Here is a 24,520-nt window from a genome sequence, read left to right on the forward strand (position 1 = left end):
GGCACAGACGAAGGGCGCCGCCCCCGGCCATCCCGGAGCGGCGCCCTTTGTGTGGTCGGCTAGAGCCGCTCCGGCACGCCGGAGTGCTGCGGCGCCGGGCTGGTGAGCTCTGCGATCAGCTGCACCGTCGTGTCCTCCAGGTCGTCGCCGAGGTCGGCGCTGATGGCGGTCATGCGGGCGATGGCGTCGTCGATGCCGGGCCGGTTGCCGGCCAGGTGCTCGGCCTTGATCCGGTCCCGCCAGAGCAGCTCCATGCCGGGCTCGACCTGCAGGCCGATGGTCGACGCCTTGCGGGCGAGGTGGGCGTCGCCGGCGCGGAGGGCGCGCTGGGCCAGCTCGTGCGCGGCGTCGACGATGGCCGAGATCATCTCCTGCTTGAGGTGCTCGGCCCAGCCGTAGCGGCGCGGATTCACGCCGGTGAACGGCTGGCCGCGGACCAGTTCGAGCGCCGCCACCAGCTGCTGGGTGCCGGCCAGCGCCGGGTCGTCGCCGACGAGGGAGCGCCACTCGTCCCAGTCGGTGGTGACGCCGGGCTGGAAGCGGTAGCCGGAGTCGACCCGGGGCAAGTAGTCCTCGCCGGCGGCGTCGCTGCCGAACCAGCGGCGCAGCTTCGAGATCGCCGTGTTCCGGGTGTTCTGCGTGACCCGGCTGCCCGGCCACATCGCGTCGTCGAGGGCGGCGTGCCCGCGGCCTGGGTGCAGCGCGATGAACGCCGCGATCTCGGTGAGCTGCCGGTACTTGGACTGCTCGACCGGTCCCTCGGCGTCTTCGACCTCGACCGGTCCGAGCAGCAGGATGGTCGGACCGTCGGGCGCCGGCGCGGGCGACGTCTCGGGGACGGCGTCGGCGGCGGGCGGCGGCGGCACCGGGTCGAGTTCGGCCTCCAGGCTCTCCAGCAGGTCGGCGTCGGCGTCCTCGGGCGGCGGCTCGACGGCCGGCGACCCGGCGTCGGCCCACGGCCGGGCCGGCTGCGTCGTGATGCCCAGCAGCTCCAGGATCTGGTGGTACTGGTGCTGGTCCAGGCGTTGCGGCTGCACGTCGACGCCGACGGGCTGCAGCACCGCGGCGTCGCCCAGCTCCAGCGACCACTGGCCGACGGCGCCGGTCCCGCTCGTCACCGCCGCGACGGCGACGCGGGGGAGTGACTGCACCAGCTCGGCCAGCTGCGCGTCCTGATCCGGGCCGAGCGGCTCGCCGAGCAGCACGATCTCCGGCGTCCAGGCCGCGACGGCCACACCGCGGGCACGCGCGTCGTCGAGCGAGTAGGCGCCGGACTCGGCCATCGCCGCTCGGTCGTGCCGGGCGCGGTTGCTGAGCTCGCCGAGCAGGCTGCCGATCGTCGGCAGGTACCGGATCCGCCCGGTGTCCAGCCCACCGGCCAGCTCGGGGCAGGTGCCGACCAGCGTGACCTGCAGGTCGTCGGCCCACGGGCTGGTGGCCAGCTCGACGGCGAGCGCGGCCATCACCTCGCGCGACGCCTCCCGCTCGCCGACCACGGCGAGCGTGCCGAGCCGTTCCAGGTCCAGCAGCAGGTGACCGTTCTCCGGTCCGTGCCCGACCGTGACGAGGCTCGGGTACGGCGCCGGCACCTCGCGCAGCGCTTCGGCGTCGTAGCCCTGCGCGGCGGCGGCCGGCAGCAGCCACACGTGGCCCTGGTCGGTCGCGACGAACGGCGGCGGCAGCTCCGACTCGTCGGCGAGGTACAGCTCGAACTGCTCCGACGTCAGCCGGCCGATGCGCAGCGGCGGCAGCGAGACGCCGCGGGCGGCGCAGTCGGCGGCCAGCCCACGCAGCGCGAGGTCGACCAGCTCGACGCTCATCGGGTCGGCGACGCCGCGCAGCTCCTGCTCGGCGCCGGCCAGGGCGCCCTCGGGCATCGCGATCCGCTCGCCCGGCTCGCGTCGCCGCTGCTGACCCCGTCGCCGGACGGCGAGGAACGCCAGCACACCGGCCGCCATCAGCGCGCCGACACCGGCCGCGGTGCGGACGGGCAGGTCGTCGCCGACGGCCTGAGTGGCTGCGTCACCCGCCTCGGAGTCGCCGGGCTGCTCGGCCGCCGGCGGTTGCACCGGTTCCTCGGCCGGCGGCTGCTCCTGCGGAGCCTCCTCCGCGGGCGGCTGCACGGGCTCCTCCGCCGGCGGAGCCGGCTGCTCCGCGGGTGGCGCCGGCTCCTCGGCGGGTGGCGGAGCCGGGTCGTGTGCCACCGGGTCGCCGACGACCGGCGGCTCGCCCGCCGTCCCCGGCACCGTGATGGTCCAGCCGGGCCGGATCAGGTCCGGGTCGGTGAGGCGGGCGCCGTCGGGCTGGACGGTGTCGCGCGAGGCCTCGACCAGCTCCGGGTACCGGGCGCCGTCGCCCAGCCGCTGCTCGGCGATGCCCCACAGCGTGTCGCCCTCGACGACGACGTGCGTGGTCGCACCGGTGTCGGCGACCGGCTCGGCCGGCGCGGGCTCCGGCGGCAGCAGCAGCTGCCAACCCGGGTCGATCCAGTGGGTGTTGTCCAGCGACCGGCCGCCGGGCTGCGGCGTGCCGTAGTTGAGCTCGGCGATCTCCGGCCAGCGCATGCCGTCGCCCAGCTCCTGCTCGGCGATCCGCCACAGCGACTCGCCGCGCTGGACGATGTGCGTTCGCTGCACCATCGCCGGCTGCGCGGCCTCGGCCGCGGGCGCCGTCTCGGCCTCCGCGACGGGCGCGGCCTCGGCCGTCGTCGCCGGGGCGGGGGCCGGGGGTGGTGCCGGCGCCTGAACGGGCTCCGCGGCGGTGGCGACGCCGACCGGGCCGACGACGAACACCGCGGCCACGGCGGCGACCAGGCCGGCGGCGGCGCGCTGCTGGAACCGCAGCGCGGGCAGCCGTGGCGCCTTGCGTCCGCTCAGCGCGGCCGGGATCTCGACGACCAGGCCGACGGCGAAGCTGATCCAGCCCAGCCAGCCGATCCACACCAGCGCCTGCAGGAACAGCGAGCCGTCGTCGGGCTCGGTGAGCGCGCTGCTGACGTCGTCCCAGCTGGGCATGGAGTCGGGCAGCGGGTTGCCGGCGACGGCGAGCAGCGCGAGCGGGATGCCCACCAGGACCGCGAGGATCACGACCAGCGCGCCGAGGCCGCGCAGGACCGAGCCGATCGTGCGCCGGGAGCGGGTGCTGCGATGAGTTCGAGGCACTGGAGTACTCCTCACTGTTCCGTGCCGACGCCGCGTGCGAGCCGGGCCTGTGCGCTGCCGGTGGCCTGAGCGGTCGGGGGACCGATCAGCGAAAGGAAGACGTGGTCGTAGGTGACGGTGGTGTCGACCTCCACCGTCGTGTCGTCGACCCGGCGGCAGTCGGTGGCCTGCCCGCCCGCCGCCGTGACGTAGCTGGCGGCCGCCGAGCAGGCCCGGGTGAAGTCGATGGTCGGGTGGCCGGCGCCGTTGCCGTCGATGATGACCGCCTGGGCGGCCGTGCGGGCGGCCTCGGCGGCCATCGCGTTGGCCCGCTGCATGGCCCGGACCTTCGCGCCGCCGTCGACGACGAGCCCGATGGCCAGGAACAACGCCATGACGATGACCACGACGAACACCGCGACGGCGCCCTGTTCACCGTCGCGCCGGAGCCCCCGGTGCCGCCGGGCCGTCATCCGCGCATCCGGTAGGTGTCGAGCGGGCTCTGCACCGTCTCGGTGATCTCCCGCGAGCCGGGCAGCCCGGGGATGGCGACGTCGGAGAGCTGGACCCGGCACGTGACTGTCGCCGTGACGGTGGCCGGCTCACCCGGCGGGCGGCTGAACTGGCTGGTGTCGATCTGAATGCTCGGCCCGCCGACGCACAGCAGGTCCTGCTGCGCCAGCGACGCCTCGGCGGCGTCGCGGCCCTGGATCGCCGCGTCGCTCGCGCTCCGGGCGATGGACGCCGTCCGCGCCGCCTCCGCCGCCGCGTGCTCGACCGAGCCGCCGGCGATGGTGATGCGGCCGCCCAGCACGAGCAGGGCGACGATCATCAGCAGGCCGGGCGCGACCACCGCCAGCTCGACGGTGGCCGACCCACGCTCCCTGCGTGTCCGGGTGGCCATGTCAGCCCGGCCCGGTGAAGCGCTCGACGGGGCCGCTGGCCGTCTGCGAGACCTGGTGCCCGGACCAGCCGGGGAACAGGCTCTGCGACGAGCCCTCGACGGTGATGGTGATCTCGACCTCGCCACCGCTGCCGGTGACGGTGACGGCGCTGAGCACGCCGTCGGCGCCGGCCTCCGCGGCGAACGAGCGCGCCTCGGTGAGGCCGTCGGCGAGCGTCGAGCCGTTGCCGGTGGCCACGCGCACGCCTTCCTCGGCGGCGGCGAGGGCGACGTTGCGCGCGTGGTACCACAGCGCGCCCTCGATGACGCCGAACGTGATGAGCAGGACGACCGGGAACAGGACAACGAGCTCCAGCGTCGCCGCGCCTCGTTCGGGACGTCCGGGGAGGCGGCGCCGGGGACGACGCCGCTGCCCGTCACGTGGCCGGCGGCTCATGGCCTACTGGATCTTCGCTTGTTCGCGGTTGATGACGCCGATGATGATGCCCACCAGCGCGACGGCGGCGACGAACACCGCGGCGGCGATCACGACGTACTCGAGCGTCGTGGCGCCCTGCTCGCGGCGACGGCCGGCCAGTTCGGAGAAGCGGTCGCGCAGCTCTGCGGACAGGACCGTCATCCATGTCTGGAGTTGCAGCATTGTCGTGTTCCTCTCGGGGGTGCGGGCTGGTCCCGACCCGTCACAGCTGTAGGCATGTCGGGGGAGCCTTTTGTGACGCGTCAGGGTCGGGGGAATTCCTGACTGAGGAAATTACGGACAATTGGCTATTCGAGCATACGCATCACCGTGGGAGCCGCGAGTAGAGCCATGAAAACCACGCCCAGAAGTGCGACGGGCATGACCATTCGTTCGCTGTCGGCGTTGGCGCGAGCGTGCTCGGCCGACAGGGTGGCGTCGCGTAGTCCGCTGGCGCGGGCGCGCAGGCTCTCGTAGACCGTGGCGCCCTCCTCACCGGACAGCCGCATGATGTCGGCGAGGTCGTCCAGGTCGCTGAGGCCGAGCTGCACCGACAGCGTGTGCAGCCCCTCCCAGGGGGTCGTGCCGGACCACCGGGCCCGGGCCAGCTCCTCGCGCAGCCGCTGGAACACCCAGGAGTCGCCCACCTCGGCGGCGTTCTCCAGCGCCTGCGTGGACCCGGCGCCGCCGGCGCGTTCCAGCGCGACGAGGTCGATGTAGGCGCCGAGCGCCCGGGTGAACTCCTCGCGGGCGCTACCGGCCTTCGACCGGGTCTCGATGTCGGGCAGGAACCACATGACGACGGCGAGGATCAGGCCGACGAAGGCCGGCACCGTGAACGGCAGCGAGACGCCGGTGATGGCCAGCGTCAGCGTCAGGATCGCCGGGAACGCCAGGCCGAGCAGCGCCCACAGCGCCTTCTCGCCGTAGTAGCGGTAGGCGGGGATGCGCAGCAGGTCCAGCTCCTGGCGCGGCAGCCGGAAGCCGACCAGCGTCGGCAACCGCTGTTCCAGGAACCGGCCGAGACGGTCCTGGAACAGCGAGCCGGACTGCGTCGTCTGCGGCTCCAGCGACCGGGTCGACTCGGTGCCGGTGTCGTGCAGCCGGACCAGCGTGGCCCGCAGGTGCGGCTGCGCCGGGACCAGTTCGCGCACGACCAGTGCCAGTCCGAGGCCGGCCAGCGCGCCGGCGAGGATGCCGAGCTCCCAGATCATCGCGCCTCCGCCCGGGTCGGTCCGGCGGACGAGCGCAGGTCCCAGCCCATGATCCGCGGCAGCGGCCGGGGCTTGGTGATCTGGCGCATCCACAGCAGGCAGAGCACGTAGCAGCTGAGCAGCACGATCAGCACGATCTGGCCGATGGCCGAGCCGTACGGCTCGATGTAGGAGCTGTTGAACGTCATGAAGCCGAGCACGACCAGGGTGATGATCGTGACCATCCGCGCCGTCGTGCGGGGCTTGGACCGGTCCGCCTCGATCTTGCGCCGCACCTGGACGTCCTGCGCCACCGTCGCGGCCAGCCCCTCCAGCACCGCCGCGAGCCCGGCGCCGCGCCGCGTCGCGCCCAGGATCAGCGACGACGCGATCAGGTCGCCCGTGGCGTCGCCGAGGTCGTCGGCGAACGCGCGCAGCGCCGCGACCGTGGGCCAGCGCGCCCGCAGCCGGGCCACCAGCGTCGTCACCTCCGAACGCAGCGCATCGGGGGTCGACTTCATGGTGGCGGTGATGGCCTGCTCCAGCCCGACGCCGACGGTGAGCACGCCGGCCAGCGACCGCGTCCACTCCTCCATCGCCTCGAGCTTGGCGACAGGTGTGGCCGTCGGCGGCGGCGCGAGCAGGGCGGGCAGGCCGATCAGCGCGGCCGGCACCAGCAGGACGAGGATGAGCCAGCCGGTGAGCAGCCAGGCGACCAGGCCGCCGGCGATGCCGATGCCGAGCAGGATGCGCAGCTGCCGGGCGGCTGGGTTGCGACCGCCGGTCATGCTGACGAACCGGGCCTTGATCCGCTGCCCGGACGTGGCCGGACGGGCCCGCACCGGCTGCGGGACCAGCCCGAGCACGACCAGCAGGATCCCGCCCAGCACGAGGATCGCCGCGAGCGCCGCGGCGAACGGGGTCATGGCACACCGCCGTGGTCGAGCAGCCGCGGGTTGAAGCCGACCCGTTCCAGGTCCGGCAGCCAGATCGGCGGCGTGCCGGGGACGGCGCGGCCGTCGGGCCCGGGCTGGAACACGTCGGTGACGGCGGGCAGGCCGTGCTCGCCGGGCTCGAGCGCGATGATCTCGCTGATATAGCGGTAGCGCTTGCCGCCGGAGTGGCTGTTGTCGACCAGCTCGATCTGGACGATCAGGTCGATGTGCTCGGCGATCTGCCGGTACGCGAACGACTCGGTGACGTGCTGACCGGCCTCCATGGCGCAGGTGACCAGACGCTCGATCGCCGCCCGGGCGGAATGCGCGTGCGTCGTCGACAACGAGCCGGCGCCGGACTGCATCGCCTTGAACATCGGCAGCACTTCGCGCCCGCGCACCTCGCCGACGATCAGCCGTGACAGGTTCATCCGCAGCGAGTCGAAGACGAGGTCGTCGAGCGTGATCTCGCCGACCGCTCGGCCGTCGGGACCGCGCTCGCCGCTGCCCGGCCGGGCCTCCCAGGCCACGATCCGCTTGTGCCGTTCGGGCATGTCGTGCAGGTGCAACTCGTACTCGGTCTCGATGGTGCCGATGCGCTCCATCGGATCGAGCTCGTTCGTCAGGGCCCGGACCAGGGTCGTCTTCCCCGCGCCCTGCGCTCCGGACACGACGAGACTCTTGCGGGCGCGGACGGCCGTCGCCAGGAACGCCGCCGCGGCCGGGCTGAGCATGTCGAGATCGACGAGCTCCTTGATGCCGATGTCGGTCAGCCGGTGCTTGCGGATGACGGCGACCGGCCGCGGGGTGATCCACGCGGTGGCCGCGAGCCGGGACCCGTCGCGCAGCCGCAGGTGCAGCCGCGGGTTCGACGGCGAGAACGGCCGCTCGTTGGTGCCCGTGCGGGTGGCCAGGAACGACAGCGTCTCGATCAGCTCCTCGTCGCTGTCGGCCACCGCCGGGCCCTCGACGATGCGCCCGTCGTGGTAGATCAGGTGGACGTTGTCGTGGCCGTTGATCTCGATGTTCTCGATGCCGGGGTCGTCGACCAGCGGCTGCAGCCGGCCCAGGCCGAACAGCGCGGCCATGATCGCCTCGGCCAGCTGGATCTGCTCGTCCGGCGTGATGATCGGCAGGCCCTTGGTGAGCGCCCGCTCGGCGTGGTCGGCCAGCAGTTCGACGACGATGCTGCGGCCCAGCTCGCGCCGGCCGGCATCGTCGAGGCCCTCGCGGGTGCGCAGCGCGTGCGCCAGCTGGTCGGCGGCCTGCTCGCGGTAGGCGCGGACCAGGCCCCAGTCGACCTCGCCGTTGGGCGCGGTACGCAAGGTGTCGCCGTTGCGCTCCAGCGCGGTGAGGACCTCGGCGCGCCGGGCGTGCTGCCCGCTGCCGCCGGGGCCCCGCTGTGCCGACGCGAGCCGCGCCTGCAGCGACCGGCGCAGGTCGCTCTGGCCGGCCGGCCCGCTCAGCGAGTGCCCGTCGCCCCACTCGTCGCCGGCGCCGTTGCCGCCGTCGGGCTCGGCGAACAGCGGCAGGTTCTCCAGGCTCGCCGCGGCGTTCGTGGGGTCAGCCATAGGTCTCCTCCATCATGGACTCGGCGACCGGGGCCAGCCGGGTGCGATGGCGGTCGATCAGCTCGTGCACGGCGCCGATGACGACCCGCGTGCTGCGGAACAGCGGAGCCGCCGCGAACCGCCGTCCGTACGGCGCCCCGACGCTCAGCGAGTCGGACGCCGCCTGGTCCCATGCCATCGAGGCCAGCACCGGCGCGCCGAGCGCGGAGTGGATCTCGCGGGCCCGGTACGGCTGGCCCTCGCCGATCAGCAGCATCGCCAGCGTGTCGTCGCCCTGCCCGAGCTCGACGAGGTCCTCGCGCAGGACGTTGACCCGGGCCCGGGCCGCGCTGACGGCGGGCAGCGTCGTCCGCGTCACCAGCAGGACGGCGTCGGCGGAGCGCAGCAGCGGCATCGGCCCGTGCCGCATGCCCAGCCGCCCGGCGTCGACGATGACGTCGGTGCCGGTGCGCTCCAGGTTGGCCAGCACGATGCTCAGCGGTGACCACAGCTTGTCCATGCTGGCCGCCTGCTGCGCGTTGACCAGGCCGGGCACCAGCCGGACGCGGTCCTCGATGAGCGCGATGGTCTGGTCGTAGAACTTCTTGTCCAGCACGCCGCGCCGGTGCGCGACCGCCAGGCTGACCAGCCCGCGGTCCGGCGGAACGGTGCCGCGCAGGTAGCCCGCGAGGATGCTGCTGCTGCCGGCGACGTCGGCCTCGACCAGCACGACCGGCCGCGGCCACAGCATGGCCATGGCCAGCGCCGTGGTCGTGACGCCGGGGGCGCCCCGGGCCGAGGTGAGCGCGACGACCGCCATCACTGGCCTCCCGCGCGCGACATCAGGACGACGACGATCCGGGTGGTGGCGACGCGGGCGGCGAGGTCGGGCGCGCGGACCTCCGGGACGATGACGTTGACCATGTGCTGGCCGGACTCCTCGTCGGTCGTCGTGGACACGACGGTCGCCTCGATCGAGTCCGGCGTCGAGCCGGGCGGGTCGTCCTGCGGGTTCGGGGTGTCGACGATGCGGACGATGTCGCCCGGGCGCAGCGCCTCGCCCGGCAGCTGGGCGGCGGTGACCGCCACGCCGACCATCGCCTCGCCTTCGCCGGGCCGGACGTCGCTGCTGTACGAGCCCTCGGTGACCAGCGTGCCAGCCGGTAGATCGACCGACGCGTACTGGCCGACGATCTCGCTCTGCCGCGCCGCCGGGATCGGATCCAGCGCCGGATCGGTGTTGATGTTCGCCGTCGTCAGGTCGTCCTCGGTGATCTGCTCGCCGCGGGCGACGTCCTCGCGGACGGCGACGACCCGAACCGTGTCGCTCATGCTTGTCGCCAGCCAGGCCGCGCCCAGGCCGCCGAGCGCGACCAGGGCCACGCCGAGGCCGATCAACGCCGGTCGGCGGCGCTGCTTCGGCGGTGCTGCGACGGCGGGCTCGAGCTTCGCCTCGGCGATGTCGAACTCGTCGTCGAGGTGGTCGGGCGCCGGCTGATGGGTGGGGGGCGAACTCATCGCTGCCGTCCTGCGTTGTTCCGGGGAATGGTGCTGAGGGCTGGTCGCTCAGGTGGTGCTGTCGAGGTAGTGCGCGAGGGCCAGGGTGGCCAGCCGGCTGCGGGAACCCGCGCCGAGCTCGGTGACGAGCCGGTCCAGTACCTCGTAGTCCTGCTCGTACAGGCGGACGTTGAGGGGTGAGAGCGGCTCGGCCACGGGAAGCTGGGGCTTCGCCGTGCGGGCGGTGAAGAGGCGGCCTCCGATGCTGCTGGACTGGTTGTGGAGTTGTGTCAGGTGCTCGTGTCCGGCCTCGATCGCGTCGATGAGGATCTGGCCGTTCGACCGGCCGGACCGCTGCCGCTCCGCCGCCACCAGCGACAGCAGCGACGACGGGACGTGCACCACGCTCGGCTTGATGACCGGCGCGTCGTCGGCGACGGTGCCGGACCCGACCGAGCGGCGGGCCAGGACGGTGTCCAGGTCCGCTGTGTCCACCACTGGGGTCGTGCTCCGTTGCAGGAACTCAGTGGTCGGAGTGCTCTCGGTCAACGCCGGCCTCCTCGCCTCAGGTGCGAGACCGCGCCCTGCACGGGCGATCTCGTGGCATGAGGGTAGGTGACCGCCGCCACACCTGCATAGAGCGTGCATGGTTAAGACTTGGCGAGCGTCTGGTGACTGTATGACCCATGTATGGGCTCCATCCGGGGTGGCCCGAACCGCCCTGCCGGCTCGGCCATTCAGCCGATCTTCACCGCTGACCTGCGGCTGCGCAAGCCGAATCGGTCAGTTGGAGGATCACGGAGTGGCCCAAGTGGCGGACGTGAACGATGTGAGCCGGGATGCCCGTGATACGGGCATCTGGTGCCGCGACGACGGGCCTCGTGCGGCGAAAGCGGGTGCTGTGGGGTCGCGCGGCGGCGGCGGTTGCCTACGGCGGCTGCGCTGGCCTGGGATTGGGGTGCTGTGTCCGGGCGGACTTCTTACGCCGCCTCCGGCAACCGCCGCCGCCGCGCTGGGGTGGGTGCCCAGGCCGCTGCCGCGCTTGGCTGAGTGCTCTGCGGCCTCCGGCAACCGCCGCCGCCGCGCTGGCGTGGGTGCATCCGCTCCTGCGGTGGTGTGTTGGGCGGCCTTGGCACGCCGGAGTGCTCCACAATCACGGCATTTCGGGCGTGCCAGGTGACCTGCGGCGTGCCGAGCACGACGCTGGAGCGTGCCAAGCGTGCTGCGCCGCGGACCAGGATCGGGCAGCTGCCAGGGGGCGCGGGCGGGCACGCTCCCGGCGTCTGCTGCCGTGGTCCGGATCCAGCGTGGCATCCCACGCGGCGACGTGATCTGGCCGCACGTGCGGCGGGTGCCCCCACGTGCGCCGGAGGTACCTCACCCGCGTCAGCACCGCATGATCACCGACGGCGACGGCCATCCGGCGCGCCGGGGGCGATGTACCCGCGCGACGAGTCAGGCCGCAGGGCCGAGCGGCGTCGTCCCCGCCGCGCGACGTGCCCAGCCTTGGCACGCCGGAGTGTTCCACAAACGCGGCATTTCGGGCGCTCCTGGTCGCCTCCAGCGTGCCGAGCACGCCGCTGGAGCGTGCCAAGCCCGCGAGCTTCGCGGATCGCGTCGCGCGCTCGCGTCCGCCCACAGACGACGGTCGCACACGGTCCGGCGTCGGCTCACCTCGGGCGGCGGCAGCGGTGGCCGGCCTCCGTGCGGCGCCGGGCCGGAAGCCGGCACCTCGTCCTGATCTCGATGTGCAGCCGTCGCCGGCCGCATCGTTGTACGCGTCGCCCCCTGCGTCGCCGGGTCACGCTGCCGCGGGGACGTCGGCGCGGACCTGGCGCGCCACCTTGCGGATGGCCCGGCTGGCCCGCTGCCGCGCGGCCGGCCAGCTGAGGCCGTGCCGCTCCGCCGCCGCGGCGCCGCCCTCGCTGCCGGGCGCCGGCGAGTAGATGTCGAGGACCAGCGTCGCGTCAGCCGCGGTGATCGTGCCCTCGTCGACCGCCCAGGTGAGCAGGTTCAGCAGCTCGTGGTCGGCGGTGGTCCGCCCGGACGCGGCCGGCGGCACGAGATCGGCGGCCAGGATGTCGGGCGGGGTGGGCGTCTCGCTGAGCTGATGGGTGAGCTCGCCGGTGACGGCGCGCAGGGTCTCCATCGCGATGTTCGCCGCGACCTTCGCCGGCCGGCGCTCGATCGGGTACGTCGCGACGATCGTCCACAGGGCCGCGACGGCGGTGTGCTCCAGCGCCGGCTTCGTGTCGCGGCCGGCGCGCGTCATGGCGATGCGGACGGCCTTGCCGAGCATCAGCTGCAGCACCGTCCGCCCGGCCAGAGAGTCGCCGGCGCGGGCGAGGCGCAGCAGCGCGAGCAGGATCCGGTCGGCCTGCTCCGCGTCAGCCGCCGCGACCGCCAGCTCGACGTCCTCGAGGGCGAGGCAGCCGGCCAGTTCGGGGTGCCGGCCGGCCCAGTGGGCGACGGCGGACTCGGTGCGCGGGTCGGCGCGCAGCCGGGCCCACTCGGCGTTCAACCGGCCCACGAGACTGTCGTCGGCGCGGCGCCGGGCGCCGGTGCAGGTGACGTCCTGGGCGGTGGTGGCTGGGATCGGCATCGGGGTTGCTCCTCCGGGGTGGATCGACCCGTCCACCGTCGCCGCCGGGGCTTGCCCGGCTTCTTGCCCGGAGCGGTCCGACGCCGGAGAAACTTCTTGCCCTGACGCGGAGTGTGCAGGTCAGCGGCTTGCCCACTGACCGTGATGACACGAATGCCCGATCTTCGCCGCAACCCGCGCCGATCGCCCCGTCACAAGACGCCGCCCGCCGGCACCTACGCAGACAACCGACCCGCCGACCGAGGAGCCCGACATGACAGAGCGCTTCAGCAACCGGCAGTCGCTGATGGACGCGGCCACGGTGCTGGCAGCGCGGCGGGCCATCGACCGGGAGCTGGCGCACCTGATCGCCGACCCCTTCGACCGCGACGCGGCCAAGCGGCTGCACGACGCGGTGGGCGCCAACGCGGACCGCGCGCAAGAGGCGCTCGAGCGCCTCGTGCACGTGACGGAGCTGCGCGAGCCCTGGGAGCTCGGCACCGACCCCGGTGCGGGCTCGAACGGTGAGGTGGCTCCGCCGTCCTCGAGCCCGCACCGGTACGACGCGACCCACGAGGAACCGGCGCCATGAAGATCAACTGGGGCTTCGGCCCGCCCAAGGAACCCGGGGAGAAGGGCGGCGGACGCGACACCGCGCCCGGCGGTGAGTCGAACTCGGAGCAGCACACGTGGACCGGCGGCTCCCAGCTCGCCACCAGGGTCGTCGTCGGGCTGCTCTGGGCCGCGCTGATCGCCGGCCCGCTGGCGCTGGCACTCCAGGTGCTGGTGCCCGAGAGCCGGCCCGTGGTCCGCCAGGACGGCTACGTCGACCGCATCGGCGAGGCGGCCGCGGTCAGCGAGTTCGCCGAGCGCGCCGTCGTCGCCTGGCTCGAGACGCCGGGCGAGCAGTCCGACCTGTTGCGCGCCTACTTCGGCGACCTCGGCCAGAGCCGCCCCGACATCCCGTGGACCACCTCCGGGTCGGCCGTCGCGGAGATCGTCAAGGACGACACCGGCCTGTGGTCGGTGACGGTGGGCGTCGACGCCGCCGAGGGGACGCCGCCGCCCGACGCCGCGCCCGCGGAGACGCCGGAGACCGCGGAGACCCCGGCGGCCACCGAGACGCCGGCGGCGGAGACGGACGAGAGCGGCGAGGACGGTGACGCCGAGGCGACGCCGGTCCAGCGCATCACGTCGGGCCGGCTCTACTTCCAGCTCCCGGTCCTCTACGTCGACGGCCAGATGATCGCGCAGGCGCTGCCCGCGCCGGTGCCGGCGCCGGCCGAGTTCGATCAGCTGGCCTCGGCCTACGACCACGGACTGGCCGCCGACCACCCGGCGTTCGCCCGGGTAGCCAACTTCCTCAGCGCCATGCTCGTCAGCGGCGACCAGGCCTCGCTCGAGGCGTACAGCAGCCCGGGCACGTCGTTCCGGGTGCTGAACCCGGTGCCGTACGCGGCGGTCCGCGTCGACACGATCGTCGCCGCCGGCGGCGAGGCGCCCAGCGCGGAGCCGTCCGACGGCGAGACCGTCGAGGTGCAGGCGAACGTCACGCTCAGCGGCTCCAACGGCGAGCAGATCGGCGCCCAGTACGCGCTGGCGCTCCAGGCCCGCGAGGGACGGTGGGAGGTCGCGCGGCTGCGCACGTCGCCCGCGCTGGCCGAGCCGGTCCCGCTGCCCGAGCCGGCGCCGGTCACCACACCGACTCCTGGGACGAGCACCTCCTCGTCCCAGGGCCCACCCTCCACGGAACCGACGAGGGAGGCCGGAACCGACGCACCCGAGGGCTCGACCACCGAGACCCCCTGACCCGTAGCCCAACCCGCATTCACGCGGCCGTTCACAAGGAGAAGGAGCCATGAGCCTCATCACCGGACTCACGGCGGCGGCGCCCGACCTCGCCAGCTCGTCCATCACCATCCAGGCCGGTCTGCTCGACTGGACCACCGACACCGCGTCGAGCCTGCAGACGGTCCTGCGCGTCGTCGCCATCACGGTGGCGATCGTGTTCGTCGTTTACAAGGCGGTCCAGTCGAAGTTCGCCATCGGCACGATCATCGTCTCCGCGCTGGCGGCGGGCGTCTTCATCTGGATCGTCTACAACGTCACGGCGCTGCGCGACACCGTCGGCGAGGACCTGCCCGGGTCGGCGCCGGTGTCACAGCACGTCGATCTGACCTAGCCGCGCGGCAAGCCGGAAGACCACGAGACCCCAGGGCGGAGGTGACGATCGATGGCCGAGGATCCGGAGCAGCTGGAGACGGTCAAGTACTACACGCGGGCGCGCAAGTTCCCGCAGCTGCTCGGGCGGATGCCCGACGGCACCAAGATCCCCGGCGGGCCGTACACGGTCCAGCAACTCATCGCGGCGATCCTCATCATCGTCGTCGGCGGGCTGACGATCGACACCTGGGGCGTCTTCGGGGTCTTCGGCAACATCGCGCTGCTGTTCGGGACGGCGTTCGCCGCGGTCTTCCTCATCGGCCGGCTGCCGATGAACGGCCGCAACCCGCTCTACGCGCTGATCGGCCTGTACCGCAGCCTGAACGCGCCCGCATCGGGCCGCTACCAGGGCCGGCCGGTGCGGTTCCGCCGGCCGCGCCGCATCCGGCACCGGACGACCGTCTATCTCGGCCCGCTCCCCGGCACCGATCCGTGGGCCGAGCTCGAACCGGGCGTGCTCGCCGCGGCGGTGGCGGAGCTGCCCGACGGGTTGCGCCAGCGCCTGGAGCGCACGCCGGCCGCGCCACCCGCGGCAGAACCGGTCGCGATACCCGAACCGGCAGCGGCGCCGGCCGGGCGGCCACTGAGCGGGGTGCAGGCGTTGCTGGCCCTGCTCCCGGCCGACCAGCAGGATCAGCCCGCGAACGGACGGCGCCCGGCGCCGCGTCCGCGGGGCCAGCAGCGCACCGCCCTCCGGCACGGGAGCGGCGCGGTCAGCGATTCGTGGGGTGAGGACGATGCGTAGTCCGGCGCGGGCCATGGCCGGCCATCTGCTGTGGTCGCGGGGCGGGACGGTGTGGGCGACGTGGCGGCTGAACGCGCTGCCGTACGGCTTCCGTCCCGACAAGGACAAGCACGGCGTGCGCGCGGCGCACCAGGCGCTGCTGCGGGCGTTGCCCGGTGAGGCGCTGTTGGTCGGCGCCTGCGCGGCACTCGACCCGGCGGCGATCGTCGAGCGGATGATCACCGGCATCCCGCTGGAGCACTGCCCCGAGTGGGCGGCCGAGTGCGAGGCGACCCTCGACACGCTCGACGAGCTCGCGCTGGGTCAGCGGACCTTCTGGCTCAGCGTCCCGCTGCGCAACGGCGGTCGGTTCGGCAACCTCGGCGAGTCCTTCCGGGCCGGCCTCGACGACTTCCGCGACCACCTGGCGTTGCCGCGTCACGGCATCTCGCCGGCCGAGCTGAAGATCCGGACCGACCAGGCGCACAAGGTCGAGGTCGGAATCCCCGCGGTGTTCCGGCCGCGTCAGGCCACCGTCGCCCAGCTGGTGTGGCTCTACCAGCACACGCTGCAGCGCGGCCTGTTCGCCGACATGGACCTGCCCGAGACGCGAGCCGACCACGAGGCCGCCGTCGTGCCCCGTCACGGCGTGCTGTGGCCCGACGCGCTGATCGACGAGGGCGGCCAGTCCGAGCTGGACCGCCGGCAGCTCAAGAGCTGGAACCCGCTGCGGCGCAAGTACGTCAAGATCACCCAGCCGGACCAGCCCGACGCCGTGTCCTACCAGGGACTGCTGGCGCTGGCCGACACCCCGGCCGACGGCATGGTGTTCCCCGGCGGCGAGTACCTCGGCCGGGTCGACGACGCCGGCCTCGACGTCGACTGGGCGGTTCGGCTGCACACCCGGACCCGCGAGGAGGTCATCGCGCGCAACCGCCGCGCCGTCGCCAACCTCAACGACCAGTTCCTCCAGCAGGAGGGCCAGCTCAGCACCGGCATGCACGCCATCGAGCGGTCCGCCCGCGACCTCGCCGAGTACGAGGCGCTGCTGTCGGCCGACGACCTGGAGGTCGAGGTCGAGGCGACGGTCATCTTCTGCGTCGCCGGCCCCACCGGGGAGCACGTCATGGAGCAGGCCAAGGAGCTGCAGGCGTTCTACGGCGGCTCCGGCTTCAAGCTGACGCACCCGCTGGGCAACCAGGAGGACCTCTGGTGGGCGATGCTGCCCGGTACGCCGCTGTCCAAGTCGGTCCGCGAGTTCGCGCAGATCACCACGTCGCACTCCTTCTCCGCGGCGGTACCGGTGGTCACCTGCGACGTCGGCGACAACAAGGGCACCCTGCTGGGCCTGAACATCTCCACCGGCCAGACCGGCGTCGTCCACCACGACCCGGCCGGCGCCACGACCCGGCTGGACGTCTCCGGCTCGCTGGCCATCGCCGGTGAGCTGGGCGCCGGCAAGTCGGTCGCGCTGAAGAAGATCGCCGCCGACACCGTCGACCGCGGCGGCCGGTTCATCGCGCTGGACCGCACCGAGTCGGGCGAGTGGGTGACGATGGCCCGCGCGCTCACCACGCCGACCATCGTCTCCGTCGTCGACCCCACCATGAGCATGGACCCGCTCCGGGTCTTCGACCGGCACACCGGCTCCCGCGTCGCGCAGTCGTTCCTCACCCCGCTGCTCAACGTCTCGCCGACGTCAGAGCGGGGCGTGCTGCTGTCGGAGGTGCTGGAGGTCGGCTACCTGGCCCGGCACGGCATCCGCGGCCTGGGCGACCTCACCAAGCACCTGCTGGAGAGCTGCACCCTCGACGGCGCCTACGAGCTCGGCCGCGTGATGAACGTGTTCGCCCGCAAGGAGTTCGGCCGGGTCATCTTCGACACGTCGCTGCCGCCGGTGGAGCTGAGCGACCGCGCGATCGTGTTCTGGACCCGCACACTGGAGCTGCCCGACCGCGACGAGCTGCAGCACGCGCACCTGTTCGAGCAGCTGAAGCTGGAGAAGATCTTCGGCCGGGCGATGTACGCGCTGATGGCGAGCATGGGCCGGCAGGTCTGCTTCGGCGACCGCTCCGAGCTGGCGCTGTTCATCGTCGACGAGGCGCACCACGTCACCGCCTCGCCGGAGGGCGAGCGCGAGATCACCGTGTTCGTCCGCGACGGCCGCAAGCACCAGGCCGCGGTCGCGCTGGGCAGCCACGATCCCGAGAGCGACTTCGGCGACGCCACGCTGCGCGGCCTGATCCCGACCCGCATCCTCATGCGGCACCGCGACAAGACGCTGGCCAAACGCGGCCTCAAGTGGCTCGACCTCGACCCCGACGACGAGGCGCTGGTCGCCCTGATCACCGAGCACACCAGCCCGGTCGGCCCCGACGGCGTGCCCGAGATGCGGCGCGGCGAGGCGCTCATGCGCGACGCGCTGGGCAACGTCGCCCGCATCAAGGTCATGCCGCCGTCGCGGCCGGAACGGTTCGAGGCGATGAAGACGTCGCCGCCGGAGGTCCTGATCGGTGGCCGTCCGGGCGGGCCGGCGCGCGCCGGCATCCCGGCCCGGACCGGCGTCGCCGAGCTCGAGGCCGTCGACGGCCCGCCGGAGCTGACCGCCGGCCGCACCGACCGGACCGTCGGGTCGAGGCCCGCATGAGCCTCGCCGCCGGCGCCGTCACGATCGCCGCCGAGGCCTGCCAGGTCGCCGGCGGCGACGGCCTGGGCGACCAGTTCATCAACCCGACCGGCAACTGCGAGCTGTCGGCGTTTCACGTGCAACTGTCGCTGGCCGGCGGCATCACCGACCCGTTCCACCTGATCTTCAAGGTGCTCATGACGATCACCTGGGCGATCTACCAGTTCCAGGTGATCGCGCTGGCGTGGATCACCGACTTCGTGCTCGGCATGACCTGGCTGGACTGGTTCACCGGCATCGCCGGCGACTTCCAGGACTCCATCGCCGGCATGCTGTCCAACCTCAACATCTACGTCGCGATGCTGACGATCACCGCGTTCGTCTGCATGCTCTGGATGGCCAGAGGCATGTGGGGGAAGGGGCTCGCGCAACTCTTCCTCTCACTGGTCATCGCGAACTACGCGGTGGCGACGATCAGCTACGACAGCCAGCATCCCGACAACAACCTCGCGCCGATCAACCCGATCAGCTGGCTCATCGGCGACAACGACGCTCAGGACGGCCTGCTCTACGACGCCCGCGACACGTCCCAGTACCTGGTCGGCCAGATCGTCAACGACGACGACTATCTCGACGACCTGACGAACCCCGAGAACCAGCAGGTCAGTCCCGGCGAGAGCATCCTCAACACGTTCCTGTACCACCCGGCGATGCTGGTGAACTTCGGCTACATCCTCGACGGCGACTGCGAGGAGGCCTACGTCGTCGCGCTGTCGCACGCCGGCAACAACACGTCGAAGGACGACCTCAAGGACGACCTGAACGATCGCGACCTCGCCGGCGAGGGCTCGGCCGCCGAGGGCGTCGACACCGGGTCCGAGCTGACCGACCCGGGCACCTGGTGGGGCGGCACCGGCGACGAGCCGGTCGACTACGACCCAGAGGTCTGGAAGGTCGTCGGCAGCTGCCTCAACGACGAGGTGGACACGTTCGCCAAGATGGCCCGGCCGGACAGCTGGATGGCGCAGTTCGCGATCCAGCCCGCCGTCACGATCCTCGCGGTGCTCATCCTCATCATCGCCGGAGTCGTCTTCATCGCCGGCCTGTCCGCACTCCTCCAGTGCATCAAGCTGCTGGTCACGCTGCTGCTGGCGATCCTGCCCGGCGGGGCCAGAACCACGCTGTGGCGCAACATCGGCCAGCTGTTCGCCACGGTCCTCATGCTGATGTTCTGCATCGTCTTCCTGGGCGTGTTCCTGCACGTGATCACCGACGTCATGGCGGCCGGCCGCGCACCCACCGGCAACCCCGACGACCGTTCGATCCGGTGGGCCGAGATCGGCAAGTTCCTGCTCATCGACCTGTTGCTGATCGCCGGCATCGTCCTGTTCTGGCGCGGCCGGGGCGCGGTGCATCAGACGAAGGACCGGGTCGCCGCCGCCATGGCCTCCAAGTTCGGCGCCGGCGGCGGTGGTGGCGGAGGCGGCGGCTTCGGTGGCTCGCCGCTGGCCCCGACCGGCGGTGGTGGCGCCGCCCTGAAGCGCATGACCGGCAACTTCAACATGGTCAGCGATGCCGCACGCAACTCCGGCGTGGTCGGCGGGTCCGGCCGCCTGCAGGGCATCATCCGGCGCACATCCGGCCTGGTCGGCCAGGCCGGCCTCGCCTGGGCCACCGGCGGCGGCTCCCTCGCCGTCAAGGGCGGCGCGGTGGCCGCCAAGAGCGCCGCCGTCCGGGGCGCCGGGCGGGCGGCCCGGAACGCGATGGCGAACGGCGCCGGCCGTACCGTCCAGTTCGCCCGGCGGCAACGCGTCCAGCACTACCTGCGCCGGGGCGACCACGCGGCCGTCAACCGCATCAACAGCCGCATCCGCGGCTCCGAGATGGCCCGCGCCGACCGCGCCGACCAGGCTCGGCTGAGCCGGTACGACGGCGGGACGCGCCGGGCCGAGCGGCTGGCCCGGCTGACCCGCGGACGCTACGGCGCCGAGCGGGTGAACAACGCGCCGGCCGGCCGGAGCCGCCTCGTCGCCGACATGCAGCGCGCCCGCCAGACCCGGGCCCAGGCGTACGGCCGGCGGCACCAGGCCGAACGCAGCCGGCTCAGTCCGTGGGAGCGGCGCGAGGCCTACGAGCGCGATCGCCGCGAGGCGCACCGGATCCAATGGCAGCGGATCAGGGAGGATCAGGAGAAGGAGCGGCGGATCCGCCGCCCGAGGAAGGGCAAGTCCTGATGAACGATCGATCCGACGGCGCCGGCCTACGGCAGAACGCACCCGCGAGCCAACTGGACCGGCTGCGCGCCCGCCCGGCGGTGAGCCAGCCGCCCGCGCTGCCGGCCCAGCCGTCCGGCCGGCTGCCGCAACTGGTCCGCGAGGTGCTCGACGGCATGGCCGCGGTCTACGACGTGGACGGCGACGACCTGGTCGGGGCCTGGGAGAACGGCATCTTCGACTTCAGCGTCCTGCCCGACGACGAGGGCCGCGCCGAGGTGCTGCAGGTGCACGGGTCGTGGGAGCGGATGCTGCCGGACCAGCGGTTCAAGGAGGCGGTCCTCTTCGCGAACGAGTGGAACGCCGAGCACGTCTGGCCGAAGGTGTTCGTGCTGCCCGACGACGAGGGGTGGCTCGGCCTGCACGGCGAGTTCACGGCCGACCTCGGCGCCGAGCCGGACGTCGACCGGGTCGAGCTCGCCGTCAACACCGGCATCATCGCGAGCCTCGCGGTGTTCGACGCGGCCGAGGTCACCTTCCCCGACGCCCGGCTGCTCGGCGGCGACGACCTGGACGAGACCGAGTGACAGCCCGACCTTGATCGACCTAGGGTGTGTCTGAGCACGTCAGGAGCGGGACGGGGCGGAGCAGATGTCGGAACTGGAACGCGGCGGCGGGTCCGTGCCGCAGCGGCGCCGCACGTCGCGGGCGGAGGTCGACACCGGTCCGTCCGGCTCGACGCTCGACGTCGACTTCGTGGCCAGCGCAGCCGGCGACTGGTCCAGCTGGCGCTACCTGCCCATCGACGTCCGGGCCGTCCTCGACCGGGCCGGCCACGCCGGTGAGCGGGCGTTCGCGTCCGGCGCCGTGCCGCCAGAACCCGCGGTGCGCGACGGCGTCGAGGTCGAACTGGGCCACGCCTGGACGGTCGACCACACCGCGCTGACCGTCGTCGACGCCGTCCGTCCGCTCGACGCGCGCGGCCGCGGGCCGTGGCGGCTCACGACCTACCGGCATCCGTTCGCCGGCCAGGTGAAGGAGCGCCGGGGCACGGTCGCGCCGGACGCGCCCACCGGCAGGCGTGGACCGGCGGCCGCCGGGCCGGACGACCCCGGGGCGCTCGACGTGCTGCCCGCGCCGGTGCGCCGGCAGCTCCTCACCACCGTCCCCGACCCGGACTTCGAGGACGAGCGCCTGGTCCAGACGTCCGAGCGCGGGCGGCCGGTCGAGGAGGAGGTCTGCCTGGTCCGCGCCACCGCCCGGATCGTCATCGCGGTGGTCGCGACCCGGGCGATCACACCGGCCCGCGGTCAGGACGCGGCGGCCGCGGCGGCGGCGCTGGCGGCCACGCCGTGGCAGGTGCACGCGTTGACGGCGGCCCTCGGCCGGTCGGAGGCGCGGCTGCTCGGCGGTGACGGGACGGCGCTGGACGGTCCCGGCGCGCGAGGCGGCCGCCGGCAGATCGGCTGACCCGTGACCGACCTCGACTACTACGACCTGCTCGACGTCCCGGCCACGGCGACGGCGGCGGAGATCAGGGAGGCCTATCGCCGGGCCGTGCGGACCGCGCATCCCGACGTCGGCGGCACCAGCGGCATGTTCCGGCTGATCACCGTCGCGTACGAGACGCTGAGCGATCCGGACCGGCGGGCCGCCTACGACGCGACGCTCGGCCGAGCCGGTGAGCCCGCGGACGGCTGGCACGACGAGCCCGGCGTCACGCCGGACGACCCGGGTGACGCGGAGGCGGACTGGGGCCAGGAGACCAGGTGGACCGCCGCCGAGGGCCGGCCGGAGCCGTCGCTCGCCGACACCGAGATGTGGCGCCGCCGCCGGCCGCGGCGCGTGACCCTGGTGACGCTTCTCGCCGCCACGGCCGTCTTCTTCGTCCTCGGCGCCCTCGTCGTGCTCTACGACCCGGGGTTCCTGCGGCCGGGCGAGGCCGGCTCGGACCTGATCGGCTGGTGGGACCGGCAGCCGGTGCCGCGCCTGGCGGCGACGCTCGGCTACGTCGTGCTGCTCTGGTCGGCGCGGACGGGAGTCGTCCAGGGGCTCGTCGTCGTCCACGCGGTGTGCACCGTGCTCCTGCTCCTGGTCTGGCCGATCGCCTACTGGGACCTCGCCTCCGGCGCCGAGCGGTGGACGTACCTGCTCGGCGTGCTCGCCTGGCTCGGGTACAACGGCGTGCTCGTGGCCCTGGCCTCGGCTCTCGGGCGGTGGGACGAGGCGCGGATGTTCGAGCAGACCTCCGGCACGTCCGGCGTCAGCGACGTGACGCAGTGGGCCCGCGGTGAGGCCGGCGCCCGCGCGGTCCGGGCCGGCTACGTCGTCATCGGCGCGACCTTCCTGTTCCTGGCCGTGGTGCTGGTCGCGGCGCACGGGCTGATCCGGCCGGCGGCGGCCGGACCCGACGCGCTCGACGTCGCACTGCGCTATCCGGTCGCCGTCGCGGTCGTCGTGGCCGCCTACGGCTATCTCGCCTACATCTCGATCGGGCACCGCAGCGGCCTGGAGCTGCTCTACGCCCCGGTCGCCGTCGCGGTGCTGTCCTGGCCGCTCGCGTACTGGGACATCGCGACGACGGGGGAACGCTGGCTCTTCGGCCTGGTCGCCCTGGCCTGGGCCGGGCACGTCGGCGCGATGTACGCGACCTCGTCGCTGATCGACCGGCGCCGGCCCGAGCCGGAGTGGACCCGCTAGCAGCTGTCACAGAACCACCCCCGCGCCGACCTACACAGGTGTCCACCTCCGGCCGCCGTGGTGGACGCCCGGATGGAGGGCGGGGTATGGCACAGGGTTCGGTCGCCGCCGGTGGGGCCGTCGTCGCCAGACGCACGAAGGCGAAGCCCGCGCGCACGCCGGGCGGCAAGGGCTCCAGCGGGTTCAAGAAGTGGGTCCTCGGCATCGCGCTGGTGACGCTGCTCGGTGTGGCCGGTGCGGTGTCCCTGGCGTTCATCCCGGTCGCGACCGTCATGGCCGTCTGGTGCGAGCTCACCGAGCGCGCGCCGCTGGCCGAGTGCACGATGACCCCCGGCGGCGAGGTGTGCAGCGGCGGCGCCACGCTGGCGAACGTGCCGGAGCCGTGGGCGGAGATCTTCACCGCCGCCGGCGACGAGTTCAGCATCGACCCCGCGTATCTGGCGGCCATCTACCTGACCGAGAACGGCAACACCTGGAAGCCCCTCGACACCGACTGGCCCAGCTCCGGCTGCTGTCACGGTCCCATGCAGTTCAACACCGGCGCCGGCACCTGGGACGCGTACAAGTACAGCGCCGGCGGCGGCCCACCCGACTACATGGATCCCTGGGACGCCATCTTCACCGCGGCCAACCTCTTCACCCATGCCGACGGCGTCTACGGCAGCGTCACCGCCGAGACGCCACTCGGCGACGCCGCCACCTGGGAGCCGGGCACGTTCGTCTACTCGGCGGCCAGCTACAACGCCGGCCCGGCGGGCAACTGGAACAACAACGAGACGCTGCGCTACGTCCAGAACGTCCACGCGCTGATCTCGTCCAACTTCACCCAGGGCGGCACCGGCGACTACGGCGAGTACGCCACCTACCCGCCGCCGCACGGCATGGGCATCGGCGAGGGCGAGGACGGCGAGCCGACCGAAGGCGGCGGCGTCAGCGGCTGCGGCGGCGGCATCAGCGGCGGCGGGCTCGACGGGGTCGTGCGCATCGCGGAGCAGGAGTACGCGAAGGGCATCGTCGAGCAGCCGATGGGCAGCAACTGCGGACCCACCATCAGCGACACCTACATCGCCACCGGCTGCGAACAGTGGTGTGCCGACTTCGTCAGCTGGGTCTTCCTCCAGGCCGGCATCCCGTTCCAGCCCGAGGCCGGCACCCAGGGGTACTTCTGGCGACATGACTGGCAGATCCCGGCCGTCATCGGCATGAGGGCGTGGTTCGAGTCCGGCGGCCAGGGCCAGGAGTTCATCCCCGTCGGCAGCGGCGGGCCCACGAAGCCGCCGCGGCCCGGCGACGTGATGATCCACTCCGGGCACGTGAGCATCGTCGTGGCGGTCGACGACGCGACCCGCACGCTGACCACGATCGGCGGCAACGAGAGCGACGGCGTCCGGCGCTCGAACGGCACGTTCTCGGTGGGGCCGAGCGGTCCGGTGGTGGGCTACGGGCGGATGAACCCATGACCCGGTCGCGCTCCACGCTGCTGTTGCTCGGCGCCGCCGTGGTGCTGGTCGTGGTCGGCCTGGTGCTGGTGCTCGGTGGCGGTGGGAACGACGGAGGCAGCGACGACACGGTGGCCGGTTCCGCCGGAGGACAACCGGGAGGCGCGGCGTCCACCGGGGCCGACGGCTCGGGCGGCGAGCCGACCACCGGGTCCTCGGCGTCTACCGGGTCGTCCGGTGCCGACGGGGCCGGGACGGGCGCCGCGTCGCCGGGTGAGGAGCCGTTCGGCGACGCCGACGAGCCGCTGGAGCCGTCGGACACGCCCACCGCCCAACCC

Annotated in this window: 22 protein-coding genes and 1 pseudogene; 11 read left to right on the plus strand and 12 right to left on the minus strand. The window is 73.2% G+C overall.

The features are described 5' to 3' along the window. Positions 1-59: 59 nt before the first annotated feature. The 12 genes from C1I92_RS15370 to C1I92_RS15430 form a co-directional block, all read right to left on the minus strand. Entirely contained in the window at positions 60-3,161 is a 3,102-nt protein-coding gene (locus tag C1I92_RS15370) for a LysM peptidoglycan-binding domain-containing protein (protein ID WP_158564141.1), read from the minus strand. 11 nt (positions 3,162-3,172) lie between these two features. Further along, positions 3,173-3,613 carry a hypothetical protein gene (locus C1I92_RS15380; protein WP_111255532.1) on the minus strand — a complete coding sequence of 147 codons (441 nt, stop codon included), beginning with the start codon at positions 3,611-3,613 and terminating at the stop codon, positions 3,173-3,175. Next, positions 3,610-4,044, minus strand: coding sequence for a TadE family protein (locus tag C1I92_RS15385; RefSeq protein ID WP_111255533.1), 435 nt, complete (start codon positions 4,042-4,044; stop codon positions 3,610-3,612). The genes C1I92_RS15380 and C1I92_RS15385 overlap by 4 nt, the downstream gene beginning before the upstream one ends. A 1-nt stretch (position 4,045) precedes the next feature. Next, entirely contained in the window at positions 4,046-4,480 is a 435-nt protein-coding gene (locus C1I92_RS15390; RefSeq protein WP_111255534.1) for a TadE/TadG family type IV pilus assembly protein, read from the minus strand. A gap of 3 nt (positions 4,481-4,483) precedes the next feature. Next, on the minus strand, positions 4,484-4,684 hold the full coding sequence (locus tag C1I92_RS15395; protein ID WP_146605151.1) for a hypothetical protein: 201 nt from the start codon (positions 4,682-4,684) through the stop codon (positions 4,484-4,486). Between the two features lie 125 nt (positions 4,685-4,809). Then, entirely contained in the window at positions 4,810-5,715 is a 906-nt protein-coding gene (locus tag C1I92_RS15400) for a type II secretion system F family protein (protein WP_111255536.1), read from the minus strand. Next, the gene (locus C1I92_RS15405) at positions 5,712-6,620 is read right to left on the minus strand and encodes a type II secretion system F family protein (RefSeq protein ID WP_111255537.1); all 909 of its coding nucleotides are present in this window, start codon (positions 6,618-6,620) and stop codon (positions 5,712-5,714) included. Before C1I92_RS15405 ends, C1I92_RS15400 begins: the two co-directional genes overlap by 4 nt. Next, positions 6,617-8,200 carry a TadA family conjugal transfer-associated ATPase gene (locus tag C1I92_RS15410; RefSeq protein ID WP_111255538.1) on the minus strand — a complete coding sequence of 528 codons (1,584 nt, stop codon included), beginning with the start codon at positions 8,198-8,200 and terminating at the stop codon, positions 6,617-6,619. The genes C1I92_RS15405 and C1I92_RS15410 overlap by 4 nt, the downstream gene beginning before the upstream one ends. Then, positions 8,193-8,999 carry a CpaE/TadZ family protein gene (locus C1I92_RS15415; RefSeq protein ID WP_111255539.1) on the minus strand — a complete coding sequence of 269 codons (807 nt, stop codon included), beginning with the start codon at positions 8,997-8,999 and terminating at the stop codon, positions 8,193-8,195. Before C1I92_RS15415 ends, C1I92_RS15410 begins: the two co-directional genes overlap by 8 nt. Beyond that, positions 8,999-9,697 carry an SAF domain-containing protein gene (locus C1I92_RS15420; RefSeq protein ID WP_111255540.1) on the minus strand — a complete coding sequence of 233 codons (699 nt, stop codon included), beginning with the start codon at positions 9,695-9,697 and terminating at the stop codon, positions 8,999-9,001. The genes C1I92_RS15415 and C1I92_RS15420 overlap by 1 nt, the downstream gene beginning before the upstream one ends. 48 nt (positions 9,698-9,745) lie before the next feature. Continuing rightward, positions 9,746-10,171 carry a hypothetical protein gene (locus C1I92_RS15425; RefSeq protein ID WP_111255541.1) on the minus strand — a complete coding sequence of 142 codons (426 nt, stop codon included), beginning with the start codon at positions 10,169-10,171 and terminating at the stop codon, positions 9,746-9,748. Between the two features lie 1,306 nt (positions 10,172-11,477). Further along, the gene (locus C1I92_RS15430; protein WP_111255542.1) at positions 11,478-12,278 is read right to left on the minus strand and encodes a hypothetical protein; all 801 of its coding nucleotides are present in this window, start codon (positions 12,276-12,278) and stop codon (positions 11,478-11,480) included. A gap of 253 nt (positions 12,279-12,531) precedes the next feature. Here C1I92_RS15430 and C1I92_RS15435 point away from each other — a divergent pair, with 253 nt between their 5' ends. The 11 genes and pseudogenes from C1I92_RS15435 to C1I92_RS15485 all read left to right on the plus strand — a co-directional run. Then, entirely contained in the window at positions 12,532-12,849 is a 318-nt protein-coding gene (locus C1I92_RS15435) for a hypothetical protein (protein ID WP_111255543.1), read from the plus strand. Continuing rightward, a complete protein-coding gene (locus C1I92_RS15440) occupies positions 12,846-14,066 on the plus strand; it encodes a conjugal transfer protein (RefSeq protein ID WP_111255544.1) in 1,221 nt (406 codons plus the stop codon). Before C1I92_RS15435 ends, C1I92_RS15440 begins: the two co-directional genes overlap by 4 nt. Before the next feature lie 49 nt (positions 14,067-14,115). After that, the gene (locus C1I92_RS15445) at positions 14,116-14,439 is read left to right on the plus strand and encodes a hypothetical protein (RefSeq protein WP_111255545.1); all 324 of its coding nucleotides are present in this window, start codon (positions 14,116-14,118) and stop codon (positions 14,437-14,439) included. Between the two features lie 51 nt (positions 14,440-14,490). After that, positions 14,491-15,225, plus strand: coding sequence for a hypothetical protein (locus tag C1I92_RS15450; protein WP_111255546.1), 735 nt, complete (start codon positions 14,491-14,493; stop codon positions 15,223-15,225). Then, a complete protein-coding gene (locus tag C1I92_RS15455) occupies positions 15,218-17,851 on the plus strand; it encodes an ATP-binding protein (RefSeq protein ID WP_111255547.1) in 2,634 nt (877 codons plus the stop codon). Before C1I92_RS15450 ends, C1I92_RS15455 begins: the two co-directional genes overlap by 8 nt. Then, positions 17,848-20,064 (plus strand): hypothetical protein, encoded by a 2,217-nt coding sequence (locus tag C1I92_RS35300; RefSeq protein ID WP_111255548.1) that lies wholly within the window; start codon positions 17,848-17,850, stop codon positions 20,062-20,064. The genes C1I92_RS15455 and C1I92_RS35300 overlap by 4 nt, the downstream gene beginning before the upstream one ends. Further along, positions 20,064-20,630, plus strand: a complete 567-nt coding sequence (locus C1I92_RS15465) for a type III secretion system chaperone family protein (RefSeq protein ID WP_158564142.1) — start codon at positions 20,064-20,066, stop codon at positions 20,628-20,630. The genes C1I92_RS35300 and C1I92_RS15465 overlap by 1 nt, the downstream gene beginning before the upstream one ends. Positions 20,631-20,694: 64 nt before the next feature. Then, positions 20,695-21,513, plus strand: coding sequence for a hypothetical protein (locus tag C1I92_RS15470; protein ID WP_111255550.1), 819 nt, complete (start codon positions 20,695-20,697; stop codon positions 21,511-21,513). A gap of 3 nt (positions 21,514-21,516) precedes the next feature. Beyond that, positions 21,517-22,743 carry a J domain-containing protein gene (locus tag C1I92_RS15475; RefSeq protein ID WP_111255551.1) on the plus strand — a complete coding sequence of 409 codons (1,227 nt, stop codon included), beginning with the start codon at positions 21,517-21,519 and terminating at the stop codon, positions 22,741-22,743. A gap of 86 nt (positions 22,744-22,829) precedes the next feature. After that, entirely contained in the window at positions 22,830-24,203 is a 1,374-nt protein-coding gene (locus C1I92_RS15480) for a CHAP domain-containing protein (protein WP_111255552.1), read from the plus strand. Beyond that, positions 24,200-24,520: pseudogene (locus tag C1I92_RS15485) on the plus strand (hypothetical protein); the annotation flags it as partial. The gene C1I92_RS15480 and the pseudogene C1I92_RS15485, both read left to right, overlap by 4 nt.

The sequence above is a fragment of the Jiangella anatolica genome (assembly GCF_003236295.1).
Classification (GTDB): domain Bacteria; phylum Actinomycetota; class Actinomycetes; order Jiangellales; family Jiangellaceae; genus Jiangella; species Jiangella anatolica.

Excerpts from the sequence above, each read along its gene's own strand:
- C1I92_RS15380 (WP_111255532.1), bottom strand. The coding sequence starts at position 3,613 with ATGACGGCCCGGCGGCACCGGGGGCTCCGGCGCGACGGTGAACAGGGC.
- C1I92_RS15385 (WP_111255533.1), bottom strand. The coding sequence starts at position 4,044 with ATGGCCACCCGGACACGCAGGGAGCGTGGGTCGGCCACCGTCGAGCTG.
- C1I92_RS15390 (WP_111255534.1), bottom strand. The coding sequence starts at position 4,480 with ATGAGCCGCCGGCCACGTGACGGGCAGCGGCGTCGTCCCCGGCGCCGC.
- C1I92_RS15395 (WP_146605151.1), bottom strand. The coding sequence starts at position 4,684 with ATGCTGCAACTCCAGACATGGATGACGGTCCTGTCCGCAGAGCTGCGC.
- C1I92_RS15400 (WP_111255536.1), bottom strand. The coding sequence starts at position 5,715 with ATGATCTGGGAGCTCGGCATCCTCGCCGGCGCGCTGGCCGGCCTCGGA.
- C1I92_RS15405 (WP_111255537.1), bottom strand. The coding sequence starts at position 6,620 with ATGACCCCGTTCGCCGCGGCGCTCGCGGCGATCCTCGTGCTGGGCGGG.
- C1I92_RS15410 (WP_111255538.1), bottom strand. The coding sequence starts at position 8,200 with ATGGCTGACCCCACGAACGCCGCGGCGAGCCTGGAGAACCTGCCGCTG.
- C1I92_RS15415 (WP_111255539.1), bottom strand. The coding sequence starts at position 8,999 with ATGGCGGTCGTCGCGCTCACCTCGGCCCGGGGCGCCCCCGGCGTCACG.
- C1I92_RS15420 (WP_111255540.1), bottom strand. The coding sequence starts at position 9,697 with ATGAGTTCGCCCCCCACCCATCAGCCGGCGCCCGACCACCTCGACGAC.
- C1I92_RS15430 (WP_111255542.1), bottom strand. The coding sequence starts at position 12,278 with ATGCCGATCCCAGCCACCACCGCCCAGGACGTCACCTGCACCGGCGCC.
- C1I92_RS15435 (WP_111255543.1), top strand. The coding sequence starts at position 12,532 with ATGACAGAGCGCTTCAGCAACCGGCAGTCGCTGATGGACGCGGCCACG.
- C1I92_RS15440 (WP_111255544.1), top strand. The coding sequence starts at position 12,846 with ATGAAGATCAACTGGGGCTTCGGCCCGCCCAAGGAACCCGGGGAGAAG.
- C1I92_RS15445 (WP_111255545.1), top strand. The coding sequence starts at position 14,116 with ATGAGCCTCATCACCGGACTCACGGCGGCGGCGCCCGACCTCGCCAGC.
- C1I92_RS15450 (WP_111255546.1), top strand. The coding sequence starts at position 14,491 with ATGGCCGAGGATCCGGAGCAGCTGGAGACGGTCAAGTACTACACGCGG.
- C1I92_RS15455 (WP_111255547.1), top strand. The coding sequence starts at position 15,218 with ATGCGTAGTCCGGCGCGGGCCATGGCCGGCCATCTGCTGTGGTCGCGG.
- C1I92_RS35300 (WP_111255548.1), top strand. The coding sequence starts at position 17,848 with ATGAGCCTCGCCGCCGGCGCCGTCACGATCGCCGCCGAGGCCTGCCAG.
- C1I92_RS15465 (WP_158564142.1), top strand. The coding sequence starts at position 20,064 with ATGAACGATCGATCCGACGGCGCCGGCCTACGGCAGAACGCACCCGCG.
- C1I92_RS15470 (WP_111255550.1), top strand. The coding sequence starts at position 20,695 with ATGTCGGAACTGGAACGCGGCGGCGGGTCCGTGCCGCAGCGGCGCCGC.
- C1I92_RS15480 (WP_111255552.1), top strand. The coding sequence starts at position 22,830 with ATGGCACAGGGTTCGGTCGCCGCCGGTGGGGCCGTCGTCGCCAGACGC.